The organism is Pseudomonas sp. XP2 (assembly GCF_053557975.1).
In genome coordinates this window covers 1-23,485 of the sequence record NZ_JBNRIK010000043.1, presented here as the reverse complement: position 1 = coordinate 23,485, position 23,485 = coordinate 1, and the positions used below count along the sequence as shown (strand labels likewise).

Below are 23,485 nucleotides of genomic sequence, written 5' to 3'. Positions count from 1 at the left end.
GGAGCGGCCTTGTGCCGCGAATGGGCTGCATGGCAGCCCCTACAAGCCTCAGCGATAACGCTCAAGCCAGTGCGCATACGGCGCCGGCAAGGTCCAGGAAGCTTTCTCCACCCCCAGTTCCTTGGCCGCAAAGTACGCCCAGTGCGGGTCGGCCAGGTGTGCGCGCCCCACTGACACCAGGTCCAGCTGGTTGGCCTGCAGTGCCCCTTCCGCCAGTTGCGGCGTGCCAAAGCCCCACGCCGAAGTCACCGGCAGCTTCGCCTCACGGCGCACACGCTCGGCAATCGGCCCCATGAACGCCGGGCCCCACGGGATGTTGGTCTCGGGAATGGTGAAACCGACACTCACGCTCAGCAGGTCAAGGCCACCGGCCTTGAAGCGGCGCGCCAGTTCGATCGACTCTTCCAGGGTCTGCTCGTCACGGCCATCGTATTCCAGCACACCAAAACGCGCGGTCAAAGGCAGGTTCTCTGGCCACACTTCACGCACCGCAGCCAGGGTTTCCAGCAGGAAGCGGCTGCGGTTGTCGAAGCTGCCACCGTAGGCGTCGGTACGCTTGTTGGAGTGCTCGGAGAAGAAGCTCTGGCCCAGGTAACCGTGGGCAAAATGCAGCTCGATCCACTCGAAGCCGGCATCACGCGCTCGGCGGGCGGCATCGACGAAATCTTGCTTGACCCGGGCGATGTCGCCCAGCGTCATTTCGCGTGGCACTTTCGGCAGGTTCGCGCCAAAGGCGATGGCGGACGGCGCAATGGTCTCCCAGCCGCGGGCGTCGTCGGCAGCGATGTGGTCGTCACCTTCCCATGGGCGGTTGGCGCTGGCCTTGCGCCCGGCGTGGGCGATCTGGATGCCCGGCACGGCACCAGCAGCCTTGATGGCCTGCACCACGGGTACGAACGCCTGGGCGTGAGCATCGCTCCAGATACCGGCACACCCGGGGGTGATGCGCCCTTCTGGTGCCACCGCAGTGGCCTCGACCACCAGCAGGCCGGCCCCCCCACGGGCCAGGCCGGCCAGGTGCACGTGGTGCCAGTCGTTGATCATGCCGTCTTCGGCCATGTATTGGCACATCGGCGGAATGGCGATGCGGTTACGCAGGGTAACGTCTTTGAGGGTATAGGGTTCGAACAGTGCGGACATGGGAAACTCCGGGTTCATCTGAATACTGTTGTTCGATCATAATCGAACTATGGCAATTAGTGAAACCCCCGTTATCATGTCGGCCATGCGAGCCTATAAACATCCCAACGCTGAAGACCTGATTCTTGAACGCCTGCTCTATGCGCTCAGCGACCCCGTGCGCCTGGAAATCGTCCGCCATCTGGCCGGCGTCGCCGAAGCCAGCTGTGGCGAGCTGGACGGGGGGCGGCCCAAGTCGAGCATGTCCCACCATTTCCGCGTGCTACGTGATGCGGGGTTGGTACATACCCGCAATGTGGGGACCACCCACATGAATTCGCTGCGCAGCGAAATGCTGGGCGAGCGGTTTCCCGGGCTGCTGGAATGCATCCTGCGCCAGCGATGATGTTTGCCGCACGCCCCGGCGGTTAGTGAAGCGCCAAAAAAAAACCACGAGGTCACCCCCGTGGCTTCTTTCACAACAATGGCCGATTACAGCGCCATGTCGTTCTCAGGCTTGCTTTCAACCGGCTGGCTTGCCGCGCCACCGAAGTCAACGCTGGCGTCGATCACCGGCGGTTTCTCCAGCTGCAACACTTCAGCGGTGTAGTTCCACTCTTTCTGGGTGGCCGCTGCCGAGTCGTTCAGCTTGGTGCCGTAGCTCGGCACGATCTGTTTGATCTTGGCCTGCCACTCTGGGGTAGCGACCTTCTCCTTGAACACGGTTTCCAGCACGGTGAGCATGATCGGCGCAGCAGTCGAAGCACCGGGCGAGGCGCCCAGCAGGCCGGCAATGGTACGGTCTTCGGACGCAACCACTTCGGTACCCAGCTTCAGCACGCCGCCCTTGTCGGCATCACGCTTGATGATCTGCACACGCTGGCCGGCCTGCCACAGGCGCCAGTCTTCCTTCTTGGCATTCGGGAAGTAGGTGCGCAGGGCTTCGAAACGGTCATCGTCAGACAGCATCAGCTGGCCAGCGAGGTATTCCACCAGCGGGTACTGGTCGATACCGACCTTGGTCATCGGCCACACGTTGTGGGTGGTGGTGCTGCTCAGCAGGTCCAGGTACGAGCCATTCTTCAGGAACTTGGTCGAGAACGTGGCGAATGGGCCAAACAGGATCACGCGCTTGCCGTCCAGCACGCGGGTGTCCAGGTGCGGTACCGACATGGGTGGCGCGCCGGTCGAGGCAATGCCGTAAGCCTTGGCCATGTGCTGCATGGCCACGGTCGGGTTCTCGGTCACCAGGAACGAGCCGCCCACCGGGAAGCCTGCGTATTCCTTGGCTTCAGGAATACCCGACTTCTGCAGCAGCTTCAGTGCGCCACCGCCGGCACCGATGAACAGGAACTTGGCATCGGTAGCCGATTCAGTACCGTCCTTCAGGTTCTTGTACTCGACGTGCCAGGAGCCGTCCTTGTTGCGGGTGATGTCTTGCACTTCGCTGGAGAGCTTCAGGTCAAAGTTGTCCTGGGTCTTCAGGTGGCCAACCATCTGGCGGGTGATCTCGCCAAAGTTGACGTCGGTGCCGATTGGCGTCCAGGTCACGGCCAGCTTCTGGTTCGGGTCGCGGCCTTCCATCATCAGCGGGACCCACTTGGCGATCTGCGCGTGGTCCTCGGAGTACTGCATCGGGCGGAACAGCGGGCTTGCCTGCAGCGCGTCGTAGCGCTTTTTCAGGAATTTGATGTTGTCATCGCCCCACACAAAGCTCATGTGCGGTGTGGTGTTGATGAACGAGTGCGGGTTCTTCAGCACGCCCTGACGGACCTGCCAGGCCCAGAACTGACGGGAAATCTGGAAGGCTTCGTTGATTTCGATAGCCTTGGAGATGTTGACGTTGCCGTCTTTGTCTTCCGGGGTGTAGTTCAGCTCGGCCAACGCGGAGTGGCCGGTACCGGCGTTGTTCCAGCCGTTGGAGCTTTCTTCAGCCACGCCGTCCAGGCGCTCGACCATTTCCATCGACCAGCTTGGCTCCAGCTCGTGCAGCCACACGGCCAGGGTGGAGCTCATGATGCCGCCGCCGACCAGCAGCACGTCTACTTTTTTGGTTTCTGCGGCGTGCGCTTGCATGAAGCTCGCAGCGACAGCCAGACCCAGCAAGGTCTTGCCAGCTTTCTTGAACATTGATCTATTCCAGTCAGGAGAACGGAGGGAGGGCCTGTGGCTGGCCCAGGTGTTCCGTGTTCTTCAGCGCAGGCTTGTTGTTGATCATTGTTCGGCAGCCAGAGAACCAGAAAACGACTCGGCCTTTTGTCGAATTGACCGACAGGGCTGAATCGTTTTTCTGATTGTATCCGAAATGCCAGCGCAAACAAATTGCCGGTCCTCGCGTCAAGGTGACGGGTTGTCCCAGGGGATGCCCGCAAGCTTTGCAGTGATTGCAGTATTTTTCTGGCGCCCCTAATATTGAGATCATTTCTCATTCGCACCAGTATGCGCTTGCGCCGGATGCCGCCGTGGTTTCGATCCCAGAGTTGAACACCTCGCTCCATAGCCTGTACCACAGCCACTCACGCTGGTTGCTCGGCTTTCTGTATCGCCGGCTGGGCAGCCGCTGCGATGCGGCCGACCTGGTGCAGGACACCTTCGTGCGCATCCTCAAGCGCCCACGGCAGTTCGACGGCGAACGTGGCGAACGCTCGTACCTGGCCACCATCGCCCGCGGCCTGTGCGTGGACCACTGGCGCCGGCAGAAGCTGGAACAAGCCTGGTTGCAGCAGTTGGCCTTGCAGCCCGAGGCCCTGCAGCCCTCCCCCGAACAGCGCGCGATCATTGTCGAGACCCTGCACGAGGTGGACGCAATGTTGCAGCGTTTGCCGGGCAAAGTGCGCCAGGCATTCCTGCTGGCGCAGATCGATGGCCTGGCCTACCGCGATATTGCCGCGCACGTCGGGGTAAGCGAACGCATGATCAAAAAGTACCTGGCCCAGGCGTTTGTGCATTGCGCGATTCTTGAAGCCGAACTCGACGGCTTGCTGGTGGAGTGACGCCATGACCTCGCCCGTGCACAAACTCAGCCACGCCAGCCTGCAGCAAGCCGCACACTGGTACGTGCAGTTGCAGGACGAAAACGCCGCACCGCAGTTGCGCACGCAATGGCAACACTGGTTTGACCAGCACGGCGACCATCAGGCGGCCTGGCACTATGTGCAACGGGTCGGCCAGCGTTTTGCCCCGTTGCAGGCCGAAGGTGCGGCTGCGGGCCGGGCACTGCGTGAGCACGATGCGCGTCGCTTCACCCGGCGCACCGGGCTCAAGTCGCTGCTGGTGCTTGGCGCAGGCTCCCTGCTTGGCTGGCGGGCGTGGCACGGCGCGCCGTTGTCGGGCTGGGGTGCCGACATGGCCACCGGCATTGGTGAAGTGCGCGAAACCCGTCTGGCCGATGGCAGCCAGTTGTGGCTAGGGGCGCAGAGTGCCGTGGACACGCAGTTCTCCACATTCAGCCGGGTACTGCGGCTGCGCTTTGGCGAGCTGCTGGTGGAAACCGCCCACGACCCGCGCCGCCCTTTCTTCGTCGACACTGCGCAAGGCCGCATGCAGGCCCTGGGAACACGCATTGCAGTGTGCCAGCTGGGCGAAAATACCCGGCTGGATGTATACGCCGGCGCTGTTGAGGTATGCACGGCGCAAAGCGGCGAGCGCTGCATCGTGCCAGCGGGCCAGCAGGTGGACTTTAGCGCTCAGGCAATCAGCACCACCCGCCCGGCCCAAAGCGCCGGCGAGTCGTGGATTTATCACCGTCTCAATGCCGAAGACATGCCATTGGGGCATTTGCTGCAAACGCTGGGACGCTATCGCCACGGGCACCTGGGTTGGCACCCGGATGTCGCCAAGCTGTCGGTGATGGGTGCCTTCCCGCTCAACGATACCGATCGCGCACTGGCCTTGTTGCAAGCGGCATTACCGGTGCGGGTGCAGCGGCTGACGCCTTGGTGGGTCACAGTCGAGCCGGTTTGATACCGGTACATCGCGCTGGGTTCTTCGCGGGCATGCCCGCTCCCACAGATGCGGTGTGAACCCGCAGCCTGCGTAGTACCTGTGGGAGCGGGCAAGCCCGCGAAGCAGGCGACACGGTAGTTGGATCCCGCTGTGCCGGTGCTGGCAAATTCGTTGGAGCCGGTCAAAAAATCTTCCAACCCGGTTCCCTTTTTCCAATCTCGTTCGGTTAACCCGGCATAGCGCTTCCAACTCACCCTACCGATTCCAGAGACCAGCATGCCGACGCCCTTCCACCCCGCGTTCCGCCTGGCGCTTGCCGCGCCACTTTCGCTTTTTGCTGCCGCGCCACTGATGTTGCCGGCAACCCTGGCCCACGCCGAACAGGCGGCCAGCGCCGAAACCCGCTTCAACATCGCCCCCGGCTCGCTCACCAGCGCCCTCAACCAGTTCAGCAGCCAGGCCGGCATCTACCTGGCCGGCAGCAACGAACTGGCCGCCGGCAAGACCAGCCAGGGGCTGCAGGGCCGCTACAGCGTCGCCCAAGGCCTGGCCCGGCTGCTGCAGGGTAGCGGCCTGCAAGCCGTGCCCCAAGGCAGCGCGGGCTATGTGCTGCAACCGCTTGCCGATGGCACCGCCCTGCAACTGGATGCCACGTCGATCAACGCCGCTACCCTGGTCGCCAGCGACGGCCAGGGCGACAGCGGTTACCGCGCCGTAGCCAGTGCCACTGCCAGCAAAACCAGCAGCGCCCTGGCCGACACCCCGCGCTCGGTTTCGGTGGTAACCCGCCAGCGCATGGATGACCAGCAATCGCAAACCCTCACCGAGGTGCTGGGCTATGTACCAGGCATTTTCTCGCCGCCGTTTGCCGGCGGTGATGGCCAGGCGGGTGACCTGTTCTTCATCCGCGGCTTCAATGCCACCGACTATGGCTACGGCCTGTTGCGCGATGGCCTGCGGGTGCAGGGCAACCGCTACGACACCAGCAGCGAACCCTACGGCCTGGAGCGGGTGGAAGTGTTCCGCGGCCCCACTTCGATCCTGTATGGCGAAAACGCCCCAGGTGGCGTGGTCAACCTGGTCAGCAAGCGGCCTACTGCCGACGCGCGCGGCGAAGTGCAACTGAGCTACGGCTCGCACAACCGGCGCCAGTTGGGCGTCGACGTTTCCGGCCCGCTGACCGATGAGGGGAATGTGCTCGGCCGCCTGGTGATGATGGGCCGCAAGTCTGACACCCAGGTCGACCATCAACCCGACGACCGCATGTACATCGCGCCGTCGCTGACGTTGAACTTCGACGACTTCAACAGCCTGACCGTGCTGGCGACCTACCAGCGCGACCGCACCTTGATGGAGCTCGGTTACCCGGCCGCAGGCACACTGCTGCACAACCCCAACGGCAAGATCGACAAAGACCAGTTGTCCGGCAACCCGGACTGGGACAACTTCGAACGGGAAACCTGGAGCCTGGGCTACGCGTTCAGCCACCGTTTCAACGACACTTGGCAGTTCCGCCAGAACTCGCGCTACATGCAGTCGCGCATCGACCGCCAGGAAATGTGGCCAGGTAACCTGAACAATGGCGGCTTCGGCACCACCCTGGGCAACACGGCCTACGACCGCTACAACAAGTCCATCGCCTACTCGCTGGACAACCAGTTCGAAGGCCACTTTACCCGCGGCGCGTTCGACCACACCTTCCTGATCGGTGCGAGCCTGGACCGCACCTCGTTCAACCAGGATTGGGACGCAGGCAACGGCGGCACCATCAATGTGTTCGACCCGGTGTGGAACGGCAAGCCGAGTACGCCCCTGCATGTGCAGAACGCCTTGCTCGAACAGACCATGTACGGCCTCTACAGCCAGCTGCAAACCAAGGTCGACAACTGGGTACTGCTGCTGGGCGGGCGCCTGGACTGGGTCAACAGCCAGTTCCGCAACAAGGCCGGTACCCTTAACGCGCAAGCCGACATGGACAGCTGGGACAGCAAGTTCACCTGGCAGACCGGGGTGATGTATCAGTTCGAAAACGGCCTGTCGCCGTACTTCAGCTACTCCACGGCCTTTGCCCCGACCCAGCAGACCGAAAGCAGGAACGGCCCGCTGGACCCCACCACCAGCGAGCAGTACGAAGTGGGCATCAAGTACGAACCCAAAGGCTGGAACACCGCCTTCACCGCGTCGGTGTACGACCTGCGCAAGAAGGACGATGTACTGTTCGATTCCGCCGTGGGTGACTACCGCCAGATCGGTGCCAGCCGGGCCAAGGGCGTGGAGCTGGAATTGAACAGCGACCTGAGCGAAAACCTCAACCTCACCGCCGCCTACACCTACACCGATTCGCGTATTACCAAGGACGTGGCCGGGTCGCTGTATGAAGACCACCAAATGACCGGCGTACCACGCAACCAGGCTTCAGTATGGAGCACTTACCGCTTCCGGGACGGGCTGTTCAAGGGCCTGCAGATCGGGGGCGGCGTGCGCCATTTCGACAGCACATTCGCGTACACCCCGGCGAGCCTGTACGGCAAGCTGGATACCGGCGATGTCACGCTGGTGGATGCCAAGGTCGGGTATGAGATCGACGAAAACTGGTCGGTGGAGGTCAATGCCCGCAACCTGTTCGACAAAGAGTACGTGGCAGGCTGCAACAACGCCGGGCGCTGCTATTGGGGTGAAGAGCGCACACTGCTGGGAACCGTGTCGCTGCGCTGGTAAACCGCCCTCAAACAAAAGCCCCCGGGACATTTACATGACCGGGGGCTTTGGATCACGCCGCAAGCGTCGCGATCAGGGTACCGCCAAGATTACTGCTGCTGAGGCAGTTTATCGATCGGGCCGCAGCCACCGATGATCTTGGAGATGGAAACCGAAGGGTGGAACAGGTAGTCGTAAGTGCAGTTTTTCGGTTGGTTGTAAACTTGGCCAGTGCAACCCGACAGCAGGGCAACACCCGAAACAACGGCAACGGCTACGGTGGCCTTGAACAGCTTTTTCATACTAAGTCCTTTAAATGAATCATCTTCGACCATCGTCTGATGGCTGCGGGATCATACAGACTCCCAGCTTTGGATCCAAGCTGTGCGTGGCACAACTTCGTTGCAAGCGTGCAACTGACAGGTGGCTGCCCAATAGTTAGTTACAATAAAAAGCCCCCGGCAACTCATGGTTCCCGAGGGCTTCCTCAATCAGCGATCACCCAGTCAATTGGTTTCCAGCTGATACGCCTTGCTTACGAACAACGCTGCAAACAGGCTCTTGCCTTGCTTGAAAGTGTACTGCTCTTCGAACTTGCCTTCCTCGACCAGTTTCTGCCCGATGGCACATTCCGAGTCGCTGTGGTTCTTGCCCTTGGCGCCGAAATCGCTGCTCCACGACGACAGGCCAACCTCTTCACAGAAGGCAGCGAACTTCGCCTTCGGTACATGCTGCTGGAAGGCATTGTAAGCCTCTTTCAGCGGTTTGAAGCCGCTGTAGCTCACCGAGTAGTTCTCAACCTTGGCTTTGCGGGCAAAACCGCTCACCGCTTCGGCCAATACCGCCTGACCGGTGTACGGGCTGTATGCACCAATCAGCATGGCGCTAAGCGCGCTCTTGAGCTGGGTTTCGACATCGTCCAGCTCCGGCAGCGACTCGAAGTCGGCCTTGCGCACGATCTCACCCACCTTGGAGCCGTCGTTACGGTGGGTCACGACAAACTCCATCGAGCCTTCACCGTCACTGGAACGCTTGATGGTGAAGTCCAGGTCAACCGTGGTGCCAAAATCGCCCGTGCTGCTGACCAGGAACGCGCCAGTCAAGGGCTGGCGCACCGCCATGTTGGCACCCCAGTCGAAATTCGACTCAGTGGCGCGGCCATTGGCGGCCAGCTCTGCGCGGGGCTGGATCTCGTCGCTGACATCAGCCACCAGCACCACCTCAGCGCCCTTGCTGGCAACGAAGGGGTTGCCCATCTGCATGCCCACCAGCTGGATGTGAATGCTACCGTCTTTGCTATCACCGTCGTGGGACAGCTTCAGCGCGTCAGCCTTCAGGTAAATGCCGGCAACATTACGGCTGACGTTGAGCTGGTACTTGGCCCAACCCGCCAGGCCTTCTTCCGGCGAACCACCGCGAGCGGACTCCACCAGGCTGGTCAGCCCGCGCATGAACTGCTGCGCGCCATTGGTCTGCGCGGCTGCCTTGCGGATCTCGGGGTCGGCAACAGTCAGGTTGCCAGAGAACGCCGAGTAGGAAATATCGCCTTCGGACAGCACATCCTCAAGGAAGTAGCGCTCCTTGAAGTCCTCGTAATAGGCCAGCGCAGCCTTCTTGCCCGAGCTGGCAACCATTGCATAGCCACCGCCGAGCACCAGCACCGCCGCGGCAACACCGCCAATCAGCAGCTGCTTCTTGTTCATCTGTTTGATCATGGTGTTTGCCTCACTGGACCATCGCGGAAGCGTTGTTCCAGTCGTTCACGTACTTTTGGGAGACCTCGGGGGTCCAGCTGAAATCGATACCGGCGTTGGGGAATTCCTTGGCCAGCACGGCGCCGAACGACACACGGTCGGCACAGTGGTCCTGCTTGCAGGCCTCAGGCTCACCCACGCTGTAGGCGCGGTAGGTTGGCACGGCGCGGCCATCGTCCAGCGGGTAGTACGGCGTGGCGTTCGCCACCTGGGTCACGTACCAGCCTTCGCTGTATTCCTCGTCGGCGACCAGACGGCCGGTGCTCGGGAAGTCGATGGTGTAGAAGTCGCCCTTCTTGCCGGTCACGTGCACCATCATCGGCGCCACCCGGGCCGACGTCGCAGGGTCTTGCTGCGCCAGCGGCGAAGCGAAGCGCACCTTGATGCCGGCCATCTGCGCGAGGGCCTCGGTTTCGCGCCCCTTGAAGTCGCTCATGCCGTCTTGCAACTGCTGGTAACGCTCCAGCACCCGGGTGTGCACGCGGGCCAGTTCCTGCTGGCGCTGACGCTCTTCACGCACACGCTGCTGCTCTCGCTGAACCGCCCAGTTCGCACCATCGCGCACATCGAAGAACAGGCCTTGGCGGTTGATGCCGATGCGGTTGCGGGTGATCTTCTGGGCATCGTTACCCCAGATGTTGTTCGAAATCGCCGACAGGTCCTTGACGATGAACAGGTTGGCCACATCGGTGGTGGTCGGCGAGGTGGCCTTGATCAGGTCGAAGATTTCCAGCGCGGCTTCCTTGTACTTGGCCGCGTCCAGGGCGAACGACTCGTCAGGGGTGACCGCCACGTAGTAAGGGTCGCTGCTAAACGGGCGCAGCACGCCGTAGCTGGAACGGGTGAACGTCAGGTACACCTTCATCTGCCGGCTGGGGATTTCGCCAACCAGGAATGCGGCCTGGTCGGCTTGCGCCGTGAGGTAGGAAACGGCTTTGTCCTTTACCGCAGGCTCGAGGTTCTTGTTGAAGATCAAGCCGCTCGGGTGGGCGTAAACGCGGTTCCAGTTATCGCCACGGTAGGTACCCACGGCCTTCCAGGTGATTTTTTCGAAGCTGCCTTCACCAAAGCCGGACGCCGGGCAGGGCATGGCCGGGGTGGTGCCGAACGACAGGGTGTCACCATTGCCGATGATCTCGCGGCTGAGCACCCATTTGCAGCCCGCGCCGTCCGTTACCTGCATCAGGTTGCGGTTCTCCAGCACCACGGCGCGACCGAAGTCCGACGTGGGGGCAGCGGCTACTGCAGCGGCAGGTGCAGGCACGGGCGGAACGACGGGGGCTGCTGCCGGGGCTTCGGCAGCCGGTGCTGGCGCAGGTGCTGCGGCAACTTCAGGGGCTGGGGCAACTTCTGCTTTCGCCGGCGCTGCTTCAACGACCGCGGGGGCCGGCTCAGCGGTTGGGGCTGGCGCAGCGGCCGCGGCGGCCGGGGCTTGTGCCGAAGCAGCAGGTGCCGGGGCAGCAGGTGCCGGGGCAGTTGCAACAGGTGCTGCCTGGGCGGGCGCCGGGGCGGCGGCGGCAGGTGCAGCAGGCGCGGCAGCCAAGGTCACCAGGCCCAGGTTGCCGGCATTGCCCGAGCCGCTGGCGTAGAGGTTACCCTTGGCATCAACCGCCTTCCAGCTTACCTTGGCAGTCGAGCAGTCCTTGGCAAACACGAACGGCAGCTTGGTCAGCAGCCCCGACAGCAGTTCCTGGTTGTCCCACGCCGGGCGGGTGATGGTCAGTTCAACCTCGGGTTTGCACCACGTGGTGGCATCCCCTGGCACTTCGACCTTGATGTTTTCTTTCTTCGAGAAGGCCAGCTCGTGGGCGAACGCCTGCGGTACCAGACCACAAGCGCCGACCACAGCCAGCGCGAGCGCGTGCTTGTTCATGGAGTTCCTCAGATCAGTTCCCAGGTGCCGTTGGCTTGTTTGCAGAAGGTGTTCTGCTCTTGCTCGGTCTTGCCGCTTTGCGACTTCAGGCTGACAGTGACCGGGCGGCAGGCAGCTTCGGCGGCGACCGTTTCGGTCGGCAGCGACTGCACCGAATCCAGGTCGAAGCCTTGGGTTTCCTTGTTGGCGGCAACGTCCAGCTCGTCCAGGTTCACCGCTGGCGTCACGCGCTTGGCCAAGGCCTGCGCCTTGGGCTCGACGTAGTTCTTGTGCACGTAACCCACGGTCACGCCCTTGCGCCCGACCAGGATCCAGTCGCCAGTGGCGCCGACGGCGGTGAACTCGGTATGGTTCTTCAGGCTGCCGACTTTTTCACCCGTCTGGTTCGGAGCGGCGCGCACGTTAAGGTTGTCGCTGATGGTCACGTATGGCTCGTTGATCAGCTTCATCGACGGCACCGCCTGAATCTTCGGCGCACGCTTGACCTCAACCTTTTTGGTCTGGGTGTATTCCTTGCCCGGCACGATCTGGGCGGTGGCGCCCGAGTGGTCAGACTTCCAGGTCACTGGCTGGGTACTGGCAGTGGTCTGCTGCTGGCTCAGTACTTCCTGGGTACGCAGCGCCAGGGCCTGCTGGTCCTTCTCGTCCAGCATGTGGCCGATGCGGTTACCCACGTAGGCACCGATGCCGCCGGCAATCAGGGCTGCGGCGATCTTGCCGTTGCCGCTGCCCATGGTCGAGCCGATGGCCACACCGGCCAGGCCGCCGATCACGGTGCCCGCTTGCTCTTTGCTGATCCCGAGCTGTGCACAGGCCGTGGTAGAGGCGATGGCGACCGCCAGAAGGGACGCGACGAATTTCTTACGCAAGTGGAGCACTCCATTTTCGGTGGGGCGCACAGCCGCGTACCGCAGCCAACAGTTGGCGGCAGCATTCAGAGTTGTGCAGTTTTTGGGGTGAGAGAGCAGCACTGGCCACGAACGGCAATTCAACCGTCGAGCGAAGGGCGCAGAGGCATACCAGTACGGCGCGAAGCATCCAACGAATCCATGTCAGGAAGAGGTCACCGCCCAGCGCACGTAATCATTACGGCGTTTGGCCTGGGCGTGAGGGGCTTGTAGGGGGCGCATTGTAGCGCAAGGTGCCATTGACAGTTCAAGACAAAATGTTGCGAGAAGCCGGTGTGATCTACGAGTACAAGCCGGCAGCGTTTGCACTCCGGCCTCGCCGCCATCAGGCACTGCACAGTCCCTGTGGGAGCGGGTTCACCCGCGAAGAGGCCAGCAAAGCTGCTCGACTGGGTTGTAAAGCGAGCCTTTGCCGACGATAGTTCAGGGCACTGCCTTCGTATTGCCCAACAGGAACTCACCATGCTCGGCGTCACCGACTACGGCGCATTCGTCATCGCCTTCATTATTCTTCTGGCCATCCCCGGCCCGGGCAATTTCGCCCTGATCACCGCCACCGGCAAGGGCGGTATCAAGGCTGGCCTGGCCGCGACACTTGGGGTGATCGTGGGTGACCAGGTGCTGCTGTGGCTGGCGGTAGCCGGCGTCGCCACCTTGCTGGCCACCTACCCCACGGCCTTCCATATGGTGCAATGGGCCGGTGCTGCGTACCTGGCGTACCTGGGCCTGCGCATGCTACTGAGCAAACCCGGTGGCTCCGCACACAGCTGCCGCATGGACAACGGCCAGTACTTGCGCCAGACCATGATGATCACCCTGCTCAACCCCAAGGCGATCATGTTCTACATGGCGTTTTTCCCGCTGTTCGTCGACCCGGTGAAGCACCAAGGGCTGGTGACGTTCGGTTTCATGGCTGCGACGGTGGCGGTGGTGACCTTCGCGTATGGGCTGATTGCCGTGGTGCTGACGCACCAGTTGGCTGAACGCATGCGTGCAAACCCGCGCATCAGCAACCTGTTCGAACGGCTGGCGGGGGCTTGTCTGGTAGGGTTTGGTATCAAGTTGGCGGCGATGCGCTGAGCGTGGCCAGACCATGTTCTACAACTTGAACTCAGAATTATTCCCTTCCTTGTAGGGCGTTTCCCAAACATACTGGCAACCCGCTCTAACTGTTGCGACGGACTCGGTCACGCTCTAGTCTCGGCTTGTCGTTGCAAAATCAACGGCCGGCTTTGACAGGCCGACGATTTCCCGCACACGTGCACTGTTTATGGCGGCTGTACGTGGGGCACCGTCGTGTGCGCCGAGTTACTCCGGGATCCTCGGTCTGTCAACCCATGTACAGCTGCCACCCTCTTGTTTGACAGCAAGCTTGCGGCAGCTCCCATGATCCTGGAGATGTGTATGCGCAAGATGGTCCCTGATCCACCCTACTCCCTCGATTCCACCCAGGTCCTGCAAGACACCCTGGTCCAGTCCTCAGAGTACGTACTCTGCGCCCTGTCCGTCGCCCGCCAGTCCGTGCAACTCAAGCCTACCGCCCACAGCTCGATTGTGATGCAGGCCGTGATCCATGAAATGGAGGCAGTCCAGAGCCTGGTCGAGTCGGCATTGATGCAATTGCAGATGCGGCCGCACTTACCCAGTGAGCCGTACACGCTGCACTAGCAGGCCTGGCCTCTTCGCGGCTAAAGCCGCTCCCGCAGGGTTATCTCCGCCCTCAGGCACTGCACACCACCTGTGGGAGCGGGTTCACCCGCGAAGAGGCCAGCCCAGGCAACCAGAACCGGGAAACAAATCAATGCCCACCGACAACACACAAGAACCCACCACAGTCGGCAAGACCTGCTTCTACCAAGGCGAAAACAACACCCACCCGCTGTTCCGCATCGAACCCGGCATCCCCTGCCAGGACGCCCGCGAACAAGCATCCGAACTGATGGGTTACGTGCGCGACCTGATCATCACCGGCCTGATGGACGGCGACCAGAAACTGATCTGGGCCTCGCACTACCTGAGTGCCATGGCCAAGGCGCTGCTGGATGATGCTGAATTGGGGATGATGAAAAAGTAAGGCCGGAACGGAAAAGCCCCTGGAGACGCGATGCACCCAGGGGTTTCATTTATCGCGTCTCAGCGCAAACGGACCCCAAAAGCGCCATCGGTCGACGGCAGGGCTGCGACATCTTCCACGGCGATGTAGTCCATTTCCCAAACCCAGACCAATCCCGCTCCAACCGTTGCCAGTGCTCAACTTGCGCCTTAGCCTCATCACGTCAGCCTCATCACGTCATGGCCATTCAACGACTGACGATGACAGGCGGCCATCACTTCTATGCGCCCCTTTTCGTGGCGGTTACCACGTCCACACTGGACTGCAACGCCACTCCGTCGATCTCTCATATACAAGGAGTAGCCACTAGGCTACATTTAATGCATGCCGAATCAGATCGACACTACGTCGGAATTTGACGATTGGCTGGATGGCGTGAAAGATCCGATCGGCAAAGGTGCAGTCACCGCAAGACTCGCACGAGCGGAAAATGGCAGCTTTGGCGATATCGAGTCTGTTGGCGATGGCGTCAGTGAGATGCGAGTGTTTGTCGGCCCCGGTTATAACGGGCTCGACCCGCTACCTGATGCTCTACGGTAGCGATAAAGCGGACCAGCTCAGAGCCATTAAGCGCGCCAAGCAAATCCTTGATGTTATACGAGGTAAACAACGATGAGCGACACATTCACCGCCGAAGACATGCCCATCCTTGAACTCGATTTGAGCAGTACCAAACGCTTCGAGGCCTCCCGGTTTCTGAACAGTCCCGAAACCATCGCGGCTTTCCTGGCAGAGGCAATGAAGGCTAACGATGCGCAAACCCTGATGCATGCCTTGGGGGAAGTGGCAAAAGCCAAGGGCGTGAATCAGTTTGCGCAAGACGCAGGCGTGAATCGTGAGTCGCTTTACAAAACGTTGAAGGGCGGCGATAAAACCCGTTTCACTACTATTCAGAAGCTCATGCTTGCCTTGGGTGTAGAGCTCACGGTCAGACCGCTCAAGAAACTCCCCGCCTCCTCATAGGCTCGCCCCGCGCAATTGGGGCTGCTGACTTCAACCACTTTAGCGACGCACAACGAAAAAGCCCCTGAAGCTTTCGCTTTCAGGGGCTTGATCTTGTATGGCGGAGAGATAGGGATTTGAACCCTAGGTACTGTTGCCAGTACAACGGATTTCGAATCCGTCCCGTTCGACCACTCCGGCATCTCTCCAATGCCGCGCATCATACCAGCGTTCTTTTAAAACGCAAACCTTTTTTTAAAAAAAATCGCGTGGTATCAGGCGCTTGCGTGAACGGGCCGCTTACAGCGGCACGCCCAGGCGCTTGGCAACTTCTTCATAGGCTTCGATTACGTCGCCCAGGCCCTGACGGAAGCGGTCCTTGTCCATCTTCTTGCGGGTTTCTTTGTCCCACAGGCGGCAGCCGTCCGGGCTGAACTCGTCGCCCAGCACGATCTGGCCGTGGAATACGCCGAACTCCAGCTTGAAGTCGACCAGCAGCAGGCCGGCGTCATCGAACAGCTTGCTCAGCACTTCGTTAACCTTCAGCGACAGCTTTTTCATTTCGACCAGCTGCTCGGCGGTGCCCCAGCCGAACGCGACAACGTGGGATTCGTTGATGAAGGGGTCGCCCTTCTCGTCGTTTTTCAGGAACAGTTCGAAGGTGGACGGCTCCAGCTTGATGCCCTCCTCCACGCCCAGGCGCTTGACCAGGCTACCGGCGGCGTAGTTGCGCACTACGCATTCGACCGGGATCATGTCCAGCTTCTTCACCAGGCACTCGTTGTCACCCAGCAGCTTGTCAAACTGGGTTGGCACGCCGGCTTCTTCCAGTTTCTGCATGATGAAGGCGTTGAACTTGTTGTTCACCATGCCTTTGCGGTCGAGTTGTTCGATGCGCTTGCCGTCGAACGCCGAAGTGTCGTTACGGAACAGCAGGATCAAGCGGTCGGCGTCGTCGGTCTTGTAAACCGATTTGGCCTTGCCGCGGTAGAGTTCGTCGCGTTTTTCCATGATTGGGCTCCGCTTGCTTGAGGTGTTGGGCTAGGCGATTTCGCGCCAGTCGAGCCCGTGTTCCTGATTCGCCACCTGGAGCCAGTCCGGGTCGCACCCTAAGGTGTCGACAAAGCACTGGCGGGCCAAGTGTGGCAGGTTGTTCTTGCTGCTGAGGTGGGCCAGCACCAGGTGTTGCAGGTTGCTCCAGCCCAACTCGTGCACCAGGCGCGCGGCCTGGTGATTGTTCAAATGCCCTTGCATGCCACCTACCCGCTGCTTCAGGAAGACCGGGTAGTGACCGCGTGCCAGCAGGTCGCGGCAGTGGTTGGCCTCGATCAGCAGTGCATCCAGGCCTTGGTAACGTTCCAGCAACAGCGCGTCGTACGAGCCCAGGTCGGTCAGCATGCCGAAGCGCCGCTGGCCGTCGCTGATCACGTACTGCAACGGCTCGTAGGCGTCGTGCTCTACCCGCGCCGCGGTCACTTCAAGGCTGCCGATACGCAGGCTTTGGCCACAAGCGAGAAAACCGGCCACCTCCACCGGCTTGCGCATGCCGCGCAAGGTCCCTTGGCTGAGGTAGACCGGTACATTGTAGCGCCGTGACAGCAAGCCGACCCCATGCACGTGGTCGGCATGTTCATGGGTGACCAATACTGCGCTGAGCTGGGCCGCCGAGACGCCGAGCAGCGCCAGGCGCCGCTCGGTTTCACGCAGGGAAAAGCCGCAATCGACCAGGATGAACGTGTCACCACTGGCGATCAGCGTGCCGTTCCCTTGGCTACCGCTTCCGAGTACCGCGAAGCGCACTTAACCCAGGTGGTCCTGAATGGCGCTCAGCACGCGGCGGGCGACATCGGCCGGAGCCACGGTGTTGATGTTTTTCTCGACCGTGACCTGCACGCTCTCACCCACCTTGCTCAGGCGAACCTGGTAGCGCTCGGCGCGGGCTTCACGCTCTTCCTTGGTCGGCTCGCTGCCGAACATGCGGCTGAAGAAGCCAGGCTGGTTCTGCTTGTCGTCAGGCTTTTCCGACAGGTTGATGTAGTACAGGCCCAGGCTGCGGTTGATGTCTTCGACACGCCACTCGCCACCCTGCTCCAGGGCACGGCCCACGCCAGACCAGGCGCGGTCCAGGTCGGAGCCCAGGTACAGCACCGGGTTGCCGCTGCCGTCTTCGCTGAGGCTGACGCGGCTTGGCGCGTCGAAATCGCGCGCGGCCAGCAGCGACACCGAACCGCCCTTCTCGGCGCTGCGGTTCATGCTGGCAAGCATTTCGTCGACCAGCAGGGCATCGGCGCCGGTGTTGGCAGACGTGGACGGGAATGCAGGCTCGGCAGTGCTGCCGGCCGGGCGCTCGACGCTCACCACGTACACCTCGGAGGTGTTGCGCTGCACGCCGGGCTCCATGCGCACACGTACACGCACTTCGCTGTCACCGCTGCTGGCAGTGCTGGCCAGGCGCTGGCCAAGCGATGCCGACAGCTCGTCGAAACGCTGCCAGGTGGTGTTGAATTCACCGGTCTGCGGGCGCTCTTCGGCAATACGGAAGCCGTTGTCCTCGAAGAACTGGCGGGCCACTGGCCACACCTCGGCAGGCGAATGCTGGGCCAGCACCCAACGGCTGCTGCCGCTGCGTTGCAGGCTGTAATCGGTAACCTGGGCGGCGCCACCGGTCAGCGGTTGCGGGCGCGGCACCTCGAACTCGCCAGCGACGTTGTCATCGGCGACGTTACGTGGAATGGGCAGCAACGGGTCAAGGCGCTTGACGTTGCTGACGTCCTGCGGCAGCTGCATCGGCGCGGTCGGGTGCGCCTGCAGGTAATCGCTGCCGCGGTCGCGGAAATAGCCATCCTCGCCCCACAGCCAGCCACACCCACTGGTGCTGGAGATAATCAGGGCAAGGGCGGAAAGACCAGCCAGTCGCTTCATGCGGTGCACTTCCTCTTAAACCAGTACGCCGGACTGGCGCAAGGCAGTACGGACTTTTTCGTGGCAGCCTTCGCTCAGCCAGGTCAGTGGCAGGCGAATGCCTTTTTGCATCAGGCCCATTTCGACGAGCGCCCACTTCACCGGGATCGGGTTGGCTTCGCAGAACAGGTCTTTGTGCAGCGGCATGAGTTTTTCGTTGATTGCGCGGGCCTTCTCGGCATTGCCCTCAAGGGCGGCCTCGCACAGGTCGGCCATTTCGCGCGGGGCGACGTTGGCCGTAACAGAGATGTTGCCCTTGCCACCCATCAGGATCAGCTCGACGGCAGTTGGGTCGTCGCCGGACAGGACGATGAAGTCCTTGCTGACGCCATCGAGGATGGCCTTGGCGCGCACCAGGTCGCCGGTGGCTTCCTTGATGCCGATGATGTTCGGCACGGTCGACAGGCGGATCACGGTCTCGGCCTGCATGTCGCAGGAGGTGCGGCCGGGTACGTTGTAGAGGATTTGCGGGATGTCGACGGCTTCGGCGATGTGCTTGAAGTGCTGGTACAGGCCTTCCTGGGTCGGCTTGTTGTAGTACGGCACAACCAGCAGGCAGGCATCGGCGCCGGCGTTCTTGGCGTTTTGCGTCAGGTGCACCGCTTCGGTGGTGGAGTTGGCACCGGTGCCGGCGATGACCGGAATCGGCTTGGCGCTGCGCTTGACGCGCTCGACCACGTGCTTGATGACCAGAATGTGTTCTTCGACATCCAGCGTGGCCGACTCACCGGTGGTGCCGACAGCGACGATCGCATGGGTGCCGTTTTCCAGGTGGAAGTCTACAAGTTTGTCGAGGCTGCCCCAGTCAACACGCCCTTGTGCATCCATGGGTGTGACCAATGCCACCATACTGCCCGCAATCATGTAACTGCTCCTGCCGGAAAAAGAGAGCGGTAATGGTACTGGGGGCATCGACCTTGCACAAGCGAAGCAGGCGGGCGGAGCATTCCCCTCGGCGCCTTATTTCGCTACCCTTGACCCTTTGATCGGTGCAGCGCGGCCCGCCGGGCCGTCGACCTTGCTCCCCGCCAGCGTCCAAGACCTCGCATGCGAGCCCCGGGCCCTGCCGACAGGAGGCTTCAGACCGTCCTGCACCGACCGCTCATCGCTTTAGGAATGCTGCATGTCCACCCCCACCACTGTTCGCGAACAATTCCTTGTCATCAGTGCCTTGGGCCCGAATCCCATGGAACTGGCCAACGTCCTCAGCCGCGCTGCCTTCGAAAACCGCTGCGCGGTGGTCACCTCGCGCCTGAGCCGCCACGGCGAGACCAGCGCCCTGGTGCTGCAGGTGGGCGGCAGCTGGGACGCCCTGGCGCGCCTCGAATCCACCCTGCCGGGCCTGGGCAAGAAGCACGGCCTGACCCTGGACGTGGTGCGCAGCGCCGACCAGGAGGTGCGCCCGCAGGCCCTGCCCTACGTGGCTTATGTGAGCGCCGCTTACCGCCCGGACATCATCAACGAGCTGTGCCAGTTCTTCCTCGATCACCGTGTCGAGCTGGAAGCCATGACTTGCGACACCTACCTGGCACCGCAGACCGGCAGCAGCATGCTCAACGCCCAGTTCACCGTGATCCTGCCGGCCGGCACCCAGATCAGCTGGCTGCGTGACCAGTTCCTGGACTTTGCCGACGCCCTGAACCTCGATGCGCTGATCGAGCCATGGCGCCCACAGAACCCAATGTAAGGAAACCGACCATGGCCGTAGCACTCGACCAACCCGTTGCCGACTTCCAGGCCCAGGCCACCAGCGGGCAAACCGTCAGCCTGGCCGAGCTCAAGGGCCGGCAAGTGGTGCTGTACTTCTACCCGAAGGACAGCACGCCGGGCTGCACCACCCAAGGCCAGGGGTTCCGCGACCAGCATGATGCCTTTGCCGCAGCCAACACCGTGGTGTTCGGGGTATCGCGCGATGGCCTCAAGTCGCACGAGAACTTCAAGGCCAAGCAAGGCTTCCCGTTCGAGCTGATCAGCGACAAAGACGAGGCCCTGTGCCAGCTGTTCGACGTGATCAAGCTGAAAAAGCTGTATGGCAAGGAATACATGGGCGTTGATCGCAGCACCTTCCTGATCGACAAGGACGGTGTGCTGCGCCAGGAATGGCGTGGGGTGAAGGTGCCCGGGCATGTGGATGCCGTGCTGGCGGCTGCCCAGGCCTTGAACAAGGCTTGAAATTGATGGGGGCTGCTTTGCAGCCCCAGTTGCATCAAAGCATCGGTGACACGCTAGGCTCCTGCCGCGGCCAGGCATCCAGCACGGCCTTGATCAGCGTCGCCAGCGGGATCGCGAAGAAGATCCCCCAGAACCCCCACAGCCCGCCAAACAGCAACACCGCGCAAATGATCGCCACCGGGTGCAGGCTAACGGCCTCCGAGAACAGCAGCGGCACCAGCACGTTGCCGTCCAGCGCCTGGATGATCGCATACACCGTCATCAGGTATATGAACTGGTCGCCCCAGCCCCACTGGAACAGCGCAATCAGCGTCACCGGTACCGTCACCACCACTGCCCCCACATAGGGCACCACCACCGACAGGCCCACCAGTAGCGCCAACAGCGCGGCGTAGTTGAGCCCCAGGCTGATAAACGCGATGTAGGTGGCAATGCCGCAGATCAGGATTTCGATGCCCTTGCCGCGAATGTAGTTGGCAATCTGCCGGTTCATCTCACTGCCTACCCGGTTCAGCAAGGCGCGCTGCCTGGGCAGGTAGCCACTGACCCAACGGCCGATCAGTTCGCGGTCCTTGAGGAAGAAGAACACCAGGATCGGCACCAGCACCAGGTAAATCATGGCGTTGACCAGCAACGGCAGGCTGGACAGCGAGAAGGTCAGCGCCCACTGGCCAAACTTGCCGATTTCCCCGCGCACCGATTCGATCGCGTGCAATACCTGCTCGTCCGACACCAGGTGCGGGTAACGCTCGGGCAGCAGCAACAGCAACGACTGCCACTTGCCGAGCATGCCCGGCAGCTCGTTGAACAGGGTAATCAGCTGGTGCCACAACAGCGGCACCAACACCAGCATGAACACCGCCAGCGCGCCCATGAACAAGGCGAAGACCAGCATCACCGCCAGCCGGGTCGGTACCCGCAGCCGCTCCAGGGCGTTGACCAGCCCCTGCATCAGGAACGCCAGCACCATGCCCGCCAGCACCGGCGCGAGCATGCCGCCCAGGGTGAGCACGGCGGTAAAAGCCAGGAACAGCAGGACCGCCAGCACCACCGCTTCTTCATCGGAGAAGTAGCGCTGCATCCAGTCGCGAAGCACTTTGAACATTGACGATCCTTGGAAAAGACTCAGGCCTTGCGCAGCCAGTAGGTATAGGTGCCGGCGTCAGCCGTTTCCTGCAGCAGGGTATGACCGGCCAGCTTGGCGAAAGTGCGGAAGTCGCGCTGGGAACCGGCGTCAGTGGCGATCACTTTGAGCACCGCGCCGCTGGCCAGGCGATTGAGTTCCATCTTGGCCTTGAGCAGCGGCAAAGGGCAATTCAGCCCGCTGGCGTCCAGTTCGGCGTCGCAGGTCAGGGTGTCACTCATCGCGGGGCTCTCCAAAGGCATTGCCAGGTTGCTGCTTGACAGGGTCGGCTAGGATAGCGCCACTGGTCGCCAACGTGTGAGCCCGCTACAGTAGGTATCTTTGATCGACGCGAGCTTCGTGCATGAATCTACTGCGCCCTACCCTGCTGACGCTGGCCTGCCTGATGGCCCTTCCCGGCCATGCTGACGACCTGCCATCACTGGGTGACGCCAGTTCCGCGATCGTCTCGCCGCAACAGGAGCACCAGCTGGGCCGTGCCTGGCTGAGCCTGCTGCGCGGCCAGGTCAACCAGTTGAACGACCCGCAGCTCAAGGACTATGTCGAAACTACCGTGTACCGCCTGGCCGAAACCAGCCAGTTGCAGGACCGGCGCCTGGAATTCATCCTGATCGACAGCCGTGAGCTCAACGCCTTCGCTGCCCCTGGCGGCATCGTCGGGGTCAACGGCGGCCTGTTTCTCAATGCCCGCACCGAAGGCGAGTACGCCTCGGTGCTGGCGCACGAACTGGCGCACTTGTCGCAACGCCACTTCGCCCGCGGCGTCGAAGCCCAGCAACGCATGCAACTGCCGATGATGGCGGCTTTGCTCGCGGGTATCGTGTTGGCCGCCGGTGGCGCCGGCGATGCGGGTATCGGCATGATTGCCGGCACCCAGGCCGCGGCGATCCAGGAACAACGGCGCTTCTCGCGGCAGAACGAACAGGAAGCCGACCGCATCGGCATCCAGAACCTGGAAAAGGCCGGTTACGACCCTCGCAACATGCCCACCATGTTCGAACGCCTGGCGCAGCAATACCGCTACGGCGCCAAGCCACCGGAATTTCTGCTGACTCACCCGGTGACCGAATCACGTATCGCCGATACCCGCAACCGCGCCGAACAGGCGCCCAAAGGTGGCGTGGAAGACAGCATGCGCTACCAGCTGATCCGCGCACGGGTGGCACTGACCTATGAAGGCACCCCGGGGCTTGCCGCCAAGCGCTTCCGCGCCCAGCTGGACGAAGACCCCAAGATGGACGCCGCGCGTTACGGCCTGGCCCTGGCGCAAATCAAGGGTGGCCAGCTGAACGAAGCACGTGAACTGCTCAAGCCGCTACTGGCCAAGGCGCCCAACGACATCACCTACAACCTGGCGCAGATCGACCTGGACATCACCAACAACCGCCTGGCCGACGCGCAGCAGCGGGCCGAACGGATGCAGGGGCTGTACCCGGGCAACTACCCGCTCAAACAAGTGCGTGCCGACCTGCTGGTGAAGCAGAACAAGCCTGCCGAAGCGGAGAAGGTGTTGAACGAGTTGATCAAGAGCCGGCCGGATGACCCGGACGTGTGGTACGACATGGCCGAAGTGCGGGGTTTGTCGGGCAATACCATCGGCTTGCACCGGGCGCGTGCCGAATACTTCACCCTGGTGGGGGACTTTGACCAGGCGATCCAGCAACTGGACTACGCCAAGCGCCGGGCGGGCGGCAACTTCCCGCTGGCCTCGCAAATTGACCAGCGCCAGCGCGAGATCCTGGAACAACAGCGTATGGTTCGGGAGATGATGGGGCGCTGAGGGGGTGTTGAATATTGTGGGAGCGGGCTTGCCCCGCGAAGGGGGGCACGCGGTGCCTGGCACCGGCTTCGCCGGTG

The 23,485-nt window shown here is 62.1% G+C and carries 23 protein-coding genes, 1 tRNA gene and 1 pseudogene; 12 read left to right on the top strand and 13 right to left on the bottom strand.

What is annotated here, in order from left to right; genetic code table 11:
• Positions 1-48: 48 nt before the first annotated feature.
• Positions 49-1,140, bottom strand: a complete 1,092-nt coding sequence (gene xenA, locus ACK1VC_RS27800) for a xenobiotic reductase XenA (protein WP_016488622.1) — start codon at positions 1,138-1,140, stop codon at positions 49-51.
• 49 nt (positions 1,141-1,189) lie between these two features.
• On the opposite strand from xenA, the gene ACK1VC_RS27795 reads away from it, so the two are divergent.
• Entirely contained in the window at positions 1,190-1,525 is a 336-nt protein-coding gene (locus ACK1VC_RS27795) for an ArsR/SmtB family transcription factor (protein WP_016488623.1), read from the top strand.
• A gap of 86 nt (positions 1,526-1,611) precedes the next feature.
• On the opposite strand, the gene mqo is transcribed toward ACK1VC_RS27795, so the two are convergent.
• Complete coding sequence (gene mqo, locus ACK1VC_RS27790; protein ID WP_016488624.1) at positions 1,612-3,249, bottom strand: malate dehydrogenase (quinone); 1,638 nt, start codon at positions 3,247-3,249, stop codon at positions 1,612-1,614.
• A gap of 332 nt (positions 3,250-3,581) precedes the next feature.
• Between mqo and ACK1VC_RS27785 the strand changes: the two genes are divergently transcribed.
• The 3 genes from ACK1VC_RS27785 (at position 3,582) to ACK1VC_RS27775 (ending at position 7,782) form a co-directional block, all read left to right on the top strand.
• The gene (locus ACK1VC_RS27785) at positions 3,582-4,112 is read left to right on the top strand and encodes a sigma-70 family RNA polymerase sigma factor (RefSeq protein ID WP_016488625.1); all 531 of its coding nucleotides are present in this window, start codon (positions 3,582-3,584) and stop codon (positions 4,110-4,112) included.
• A gap of 4 nt (positions 4,113-4,116) precedes the next feature.
• Positions 4,117-5,082, top strand: coding sequence for a FecR domain-containing protein (locus tag ACK1VC_RS27780; RefSeq protein ID WP_191086881.1), 966 nt, complete (start codon positions 4,117-4,119; stop codon positions 5,080-5,082).
• 258 nt (positions 5,083-5,340) lie between these two features.
• Positions 5,341-7,782: a TonB-dependent siderophore receptor gene (locus tag ACK1VC_RS27775; RefSeq protein WP_191086882.1), complete on the top strand. Its 2,442-nt coding sequence runs from the start codon at positions 5,341-5,343 to the stop codon at positions 7,780-7,782.
• Positions 7,783-7,871: 89 nt separating this feature from the next.
• Here ACK1VC_RS27775 and ACK1VC_RS27770 read toward each other — a convergent pair whose 3' ends face one another.
• The 4 genes from ACK1VC_RS27770 to ACK1VC_RS27755 form a co-directional block, all read right to left on the bottom strand.
• Positions 7,872-8,063, bottom strand: a complete 192-nt coding sequence (locus tag ACK1VC_RS27770) for a YhfL family protein (protein WP_003254720.1) — start codon at positions 8,061-8,063, stop codon at positions 7,872-7,874.
• A 204-nt stretch (positions 8,064-8,267) separates the two neighbouring features.
• The gene (locus tag ACK1VC_RS27765) at positions 8,268-9,476 is read right to left on the bottom strand and encodes a hypothetical protein (RefSeq protein ID WP_023047029.1); all 1,209 of its coding nucleotides are present in this window, start codon (positions 9,474-9,476) and stop codon (positions 8,268-8,270) included.
• 10 nt (positions 9,477-9,486) lie between these two features.
• Positions 9,487-11,388 carry a hypothetical protein gene (locus ACK1VC_RS27760; RefSeq protein WP_191086883.1) on the bottom strand — a complete coding sequence of 634 codons (1,902 nt, stop codon included), beginning with the start codon at positions 11,386-11,388 and terminating at the stop codon, positions 9,487-9,489.
• Positions 11,389-11,396: 8 nt separating this feature from the next.
• Positions 11,397-12,257, bottom strand: coding sequence for an SH3 domain-containing protein (locus tag ACK1VC_RS27755; protein ID WP_070086720.1), 861 nt, complete (start codon positions 12,255-12,257; stop codon positions 11,397-11,399).
• 501 nt (positions 12,258-12,758) lie between these two features.
• Between ACK1VC_RS27755 and ACK1VC_RS27750 the strand changes: the two genes are divergently transcribed.
• The 5 genes and pseudogenes from ACK1VC_RS27750 (at position 12,759) to ACK1VC_RS27730 (ending at position 15,372) form a co-directional block, all read left to right on the top strand.
• A complete protein-coding gene (locus ACK1VC_RS27750) occupies positions 12,759-13,376 on the top strand; it encodes a LysE family transporter (RefSeq protein WP_016488631.1) in 618 nt (205 codons plus the stop codon).
• Positions 13,377-13,700: 324 nt separating this feature from the next.
• Entirely contained in the window at positions 13,701-13,964 is a 264-nt protein-coding gene (locus tag ACK1VC_RS27745; protein WP_016488632.1) for a hypothetical protein, read from the top strand.
• Between the two features lie 133 nt (positions 13,965-14,097).
• Entirely contained in the window at positions 14,098-14,370 is a 273-nt protein-coding gene (locus ACK1VC_RS27740) for a DUF3077 domain-containing protein (RefSeq protein ID WP_060519570.1), read from the top strand.
• 363 nt (positions 14,371-14,733) lie between these two features.
• Positions 14,734-15,025, top strand: a pseudogene (locus ACK1VC_RS27735) (type II toxin-antitoxin system RelE/ParE family toxin).
• The gene (locus tag ACK1VC_RS27730) at positions 15,022-15,372 is read left to right on the top strand and encodes an addiction module antidote protein (RefSeq protein WP_016488634.1); all 351 of its coding nucleotides are present in this window, start codon (positions 15,022-15,024) and stop codon (positions 15,370-15,372) included. The pseudogene ACK1VC_RS27735 and the gene ACK1VC_RS27730 overlap by 4 nt, the downstream one beginning before the upstream one ends.
• Before the next feature lie 98 nt (positions 15,373-15,470).
• Here the strand turns inward: ACK1VC_RS27730 and ACK1VC_RS27725 are convergent.
• The 5 genes from ACK1VC_RS27725 to dapA form a co-directional block, all read right to left on the bottom strand.
• A tRNA-Ser gene (locus tag ACK1VC_RS27725) sits at positions 15,471-15,560 on the bottom strand.
• Between the two features lie 91 nt (positions 15,561-15,651).
• The gene (purC, locus tag ACK1VC_RS27720) at positions 15,652-16,362 is read right to left on the bottom strand and encodes a phosphoribosylaminoimidazolesuccinocarboxamide synthase (protein WP_011535129.1); all 711 of its coding nucleotides are present in this window, start codon (positions 16,360-16,362) and stop codon (positions 15,652-15,654) included.
• Between the two features lie 30 nt (positions 16,363-16,392).
• The gene (locus tag ACK1VC_RS27715) at positions 16,393-17,151 is read right to left on the bottom strand and encodes an MBL fold metallo-hydrolase (RefSeq protein ID WP_016488635.1); all 759 of its coding nucleotides are present in this window, start codon (positions 17,149-17,151) and stop codon (positions 16,393-16,395) included.
• Positions 17,152-18,273, bottom strand: a complete 1,122-nt coding sequence (gene bamC / locus ACK1VC_RS27710) for an outer membrane protein assembly factor BamC (protein WP_016488636.1) — start codon at positions 18,271-18,273, stop codon at positions 17,152-17,154. It abuts the gene before it with no gap.
• Positions 18,274-18,288: 15 nt separating this feature from the next.
• Positions 18,289-19,176: a 4-hydroxy-tetrahydrodipicolinate synthase gene (gene dapA / locus ACK1VC_RS27705; RefSeq protein WP_016488637.1), complete on the bottom strand. Its 888-nt coding sequence runs from the start codon at positions 19,174-19,176 to the stop codon at positions 18,289-18,291.
• A gap of 259 nt (positions 19,177-19,435) precedes the next feature.
• Here dapA and ACK1VC_RS27700 point away from each other — a divergent pair, with 259 nt between their 5' ends.
• A complete protein-coding gene (locus ACK1VC_RS27700; RefSeq protein WP_016488638.1) occupies positions 19,436-19,999 on the top strand; it encodes a glycine cleavage system protein R in 564 nt (187 codons plus the stop codon).
• Positions 20,000-20,010: 11 nt separating this feature from the next.
• Positions 20,011-20,484, top strand: a complete 474-nt coding sequence (locus tag ACK1VC_RS27695; protein ID WP_016488639.1) for a peroxiredoxin — start codon at positions 20,011-20,013, stop codon at positions 20,482-20,484.
• Positions 20,485-20,518: 34 nt separating this feature from the next.
• On the opposite strand, the gene ACK1VC_RS27690 is transcribed toward ACK1VC_RS27695, so the two are convergent.
• Both ACK1VC_RS27690 and ACK1VC_RS27685 read right to left on the bottom strand, forming a co-directional pair.
• Positions 20,519-21,589: an AI-2E family transporter gene (locus ACK1VC_RS27690; RefSeq protein ID WP_016488640.1), complete on the bottom strand. Its 1,071-nt coding sequence runs from the start codon at positions 21,587-21,589 to the stop codon at positions 20,519-20,521.
• 20 nt (positions 21,590-21,609) lie between these two features.
• Positions 21,610-21,849: a sulfurtransferase TusA family protein gene (locus ACK1VC_RS27685; protein ID WP_016488641.1), complete on the bottom strand. Its 240-nt coding sequence runs from the start codon at positions 21,847-21,849 to the stop codon at positions 21,610-21,612.
• Positions 21,850-21,971: 122 nt separating this feature from the next.
• On the opposite strand from ACK1VC_RS27685, the gene ACK1VC_RS27680 reads away from it, so the two are divergent.
• Positions 21,972-23,408 (top strand): M48 family metalloprotease, encoded by a 1,437-nt coding sequence (locus ACK1VC_RS27680; RefSeq protein WP_016488642.1) that lies wholly within the window; start codon positions 21,972-21,974, stop codon positions 23,406-23,408.
• Positions 23,409-23,485: the final 77 nt, after the last annotated feature.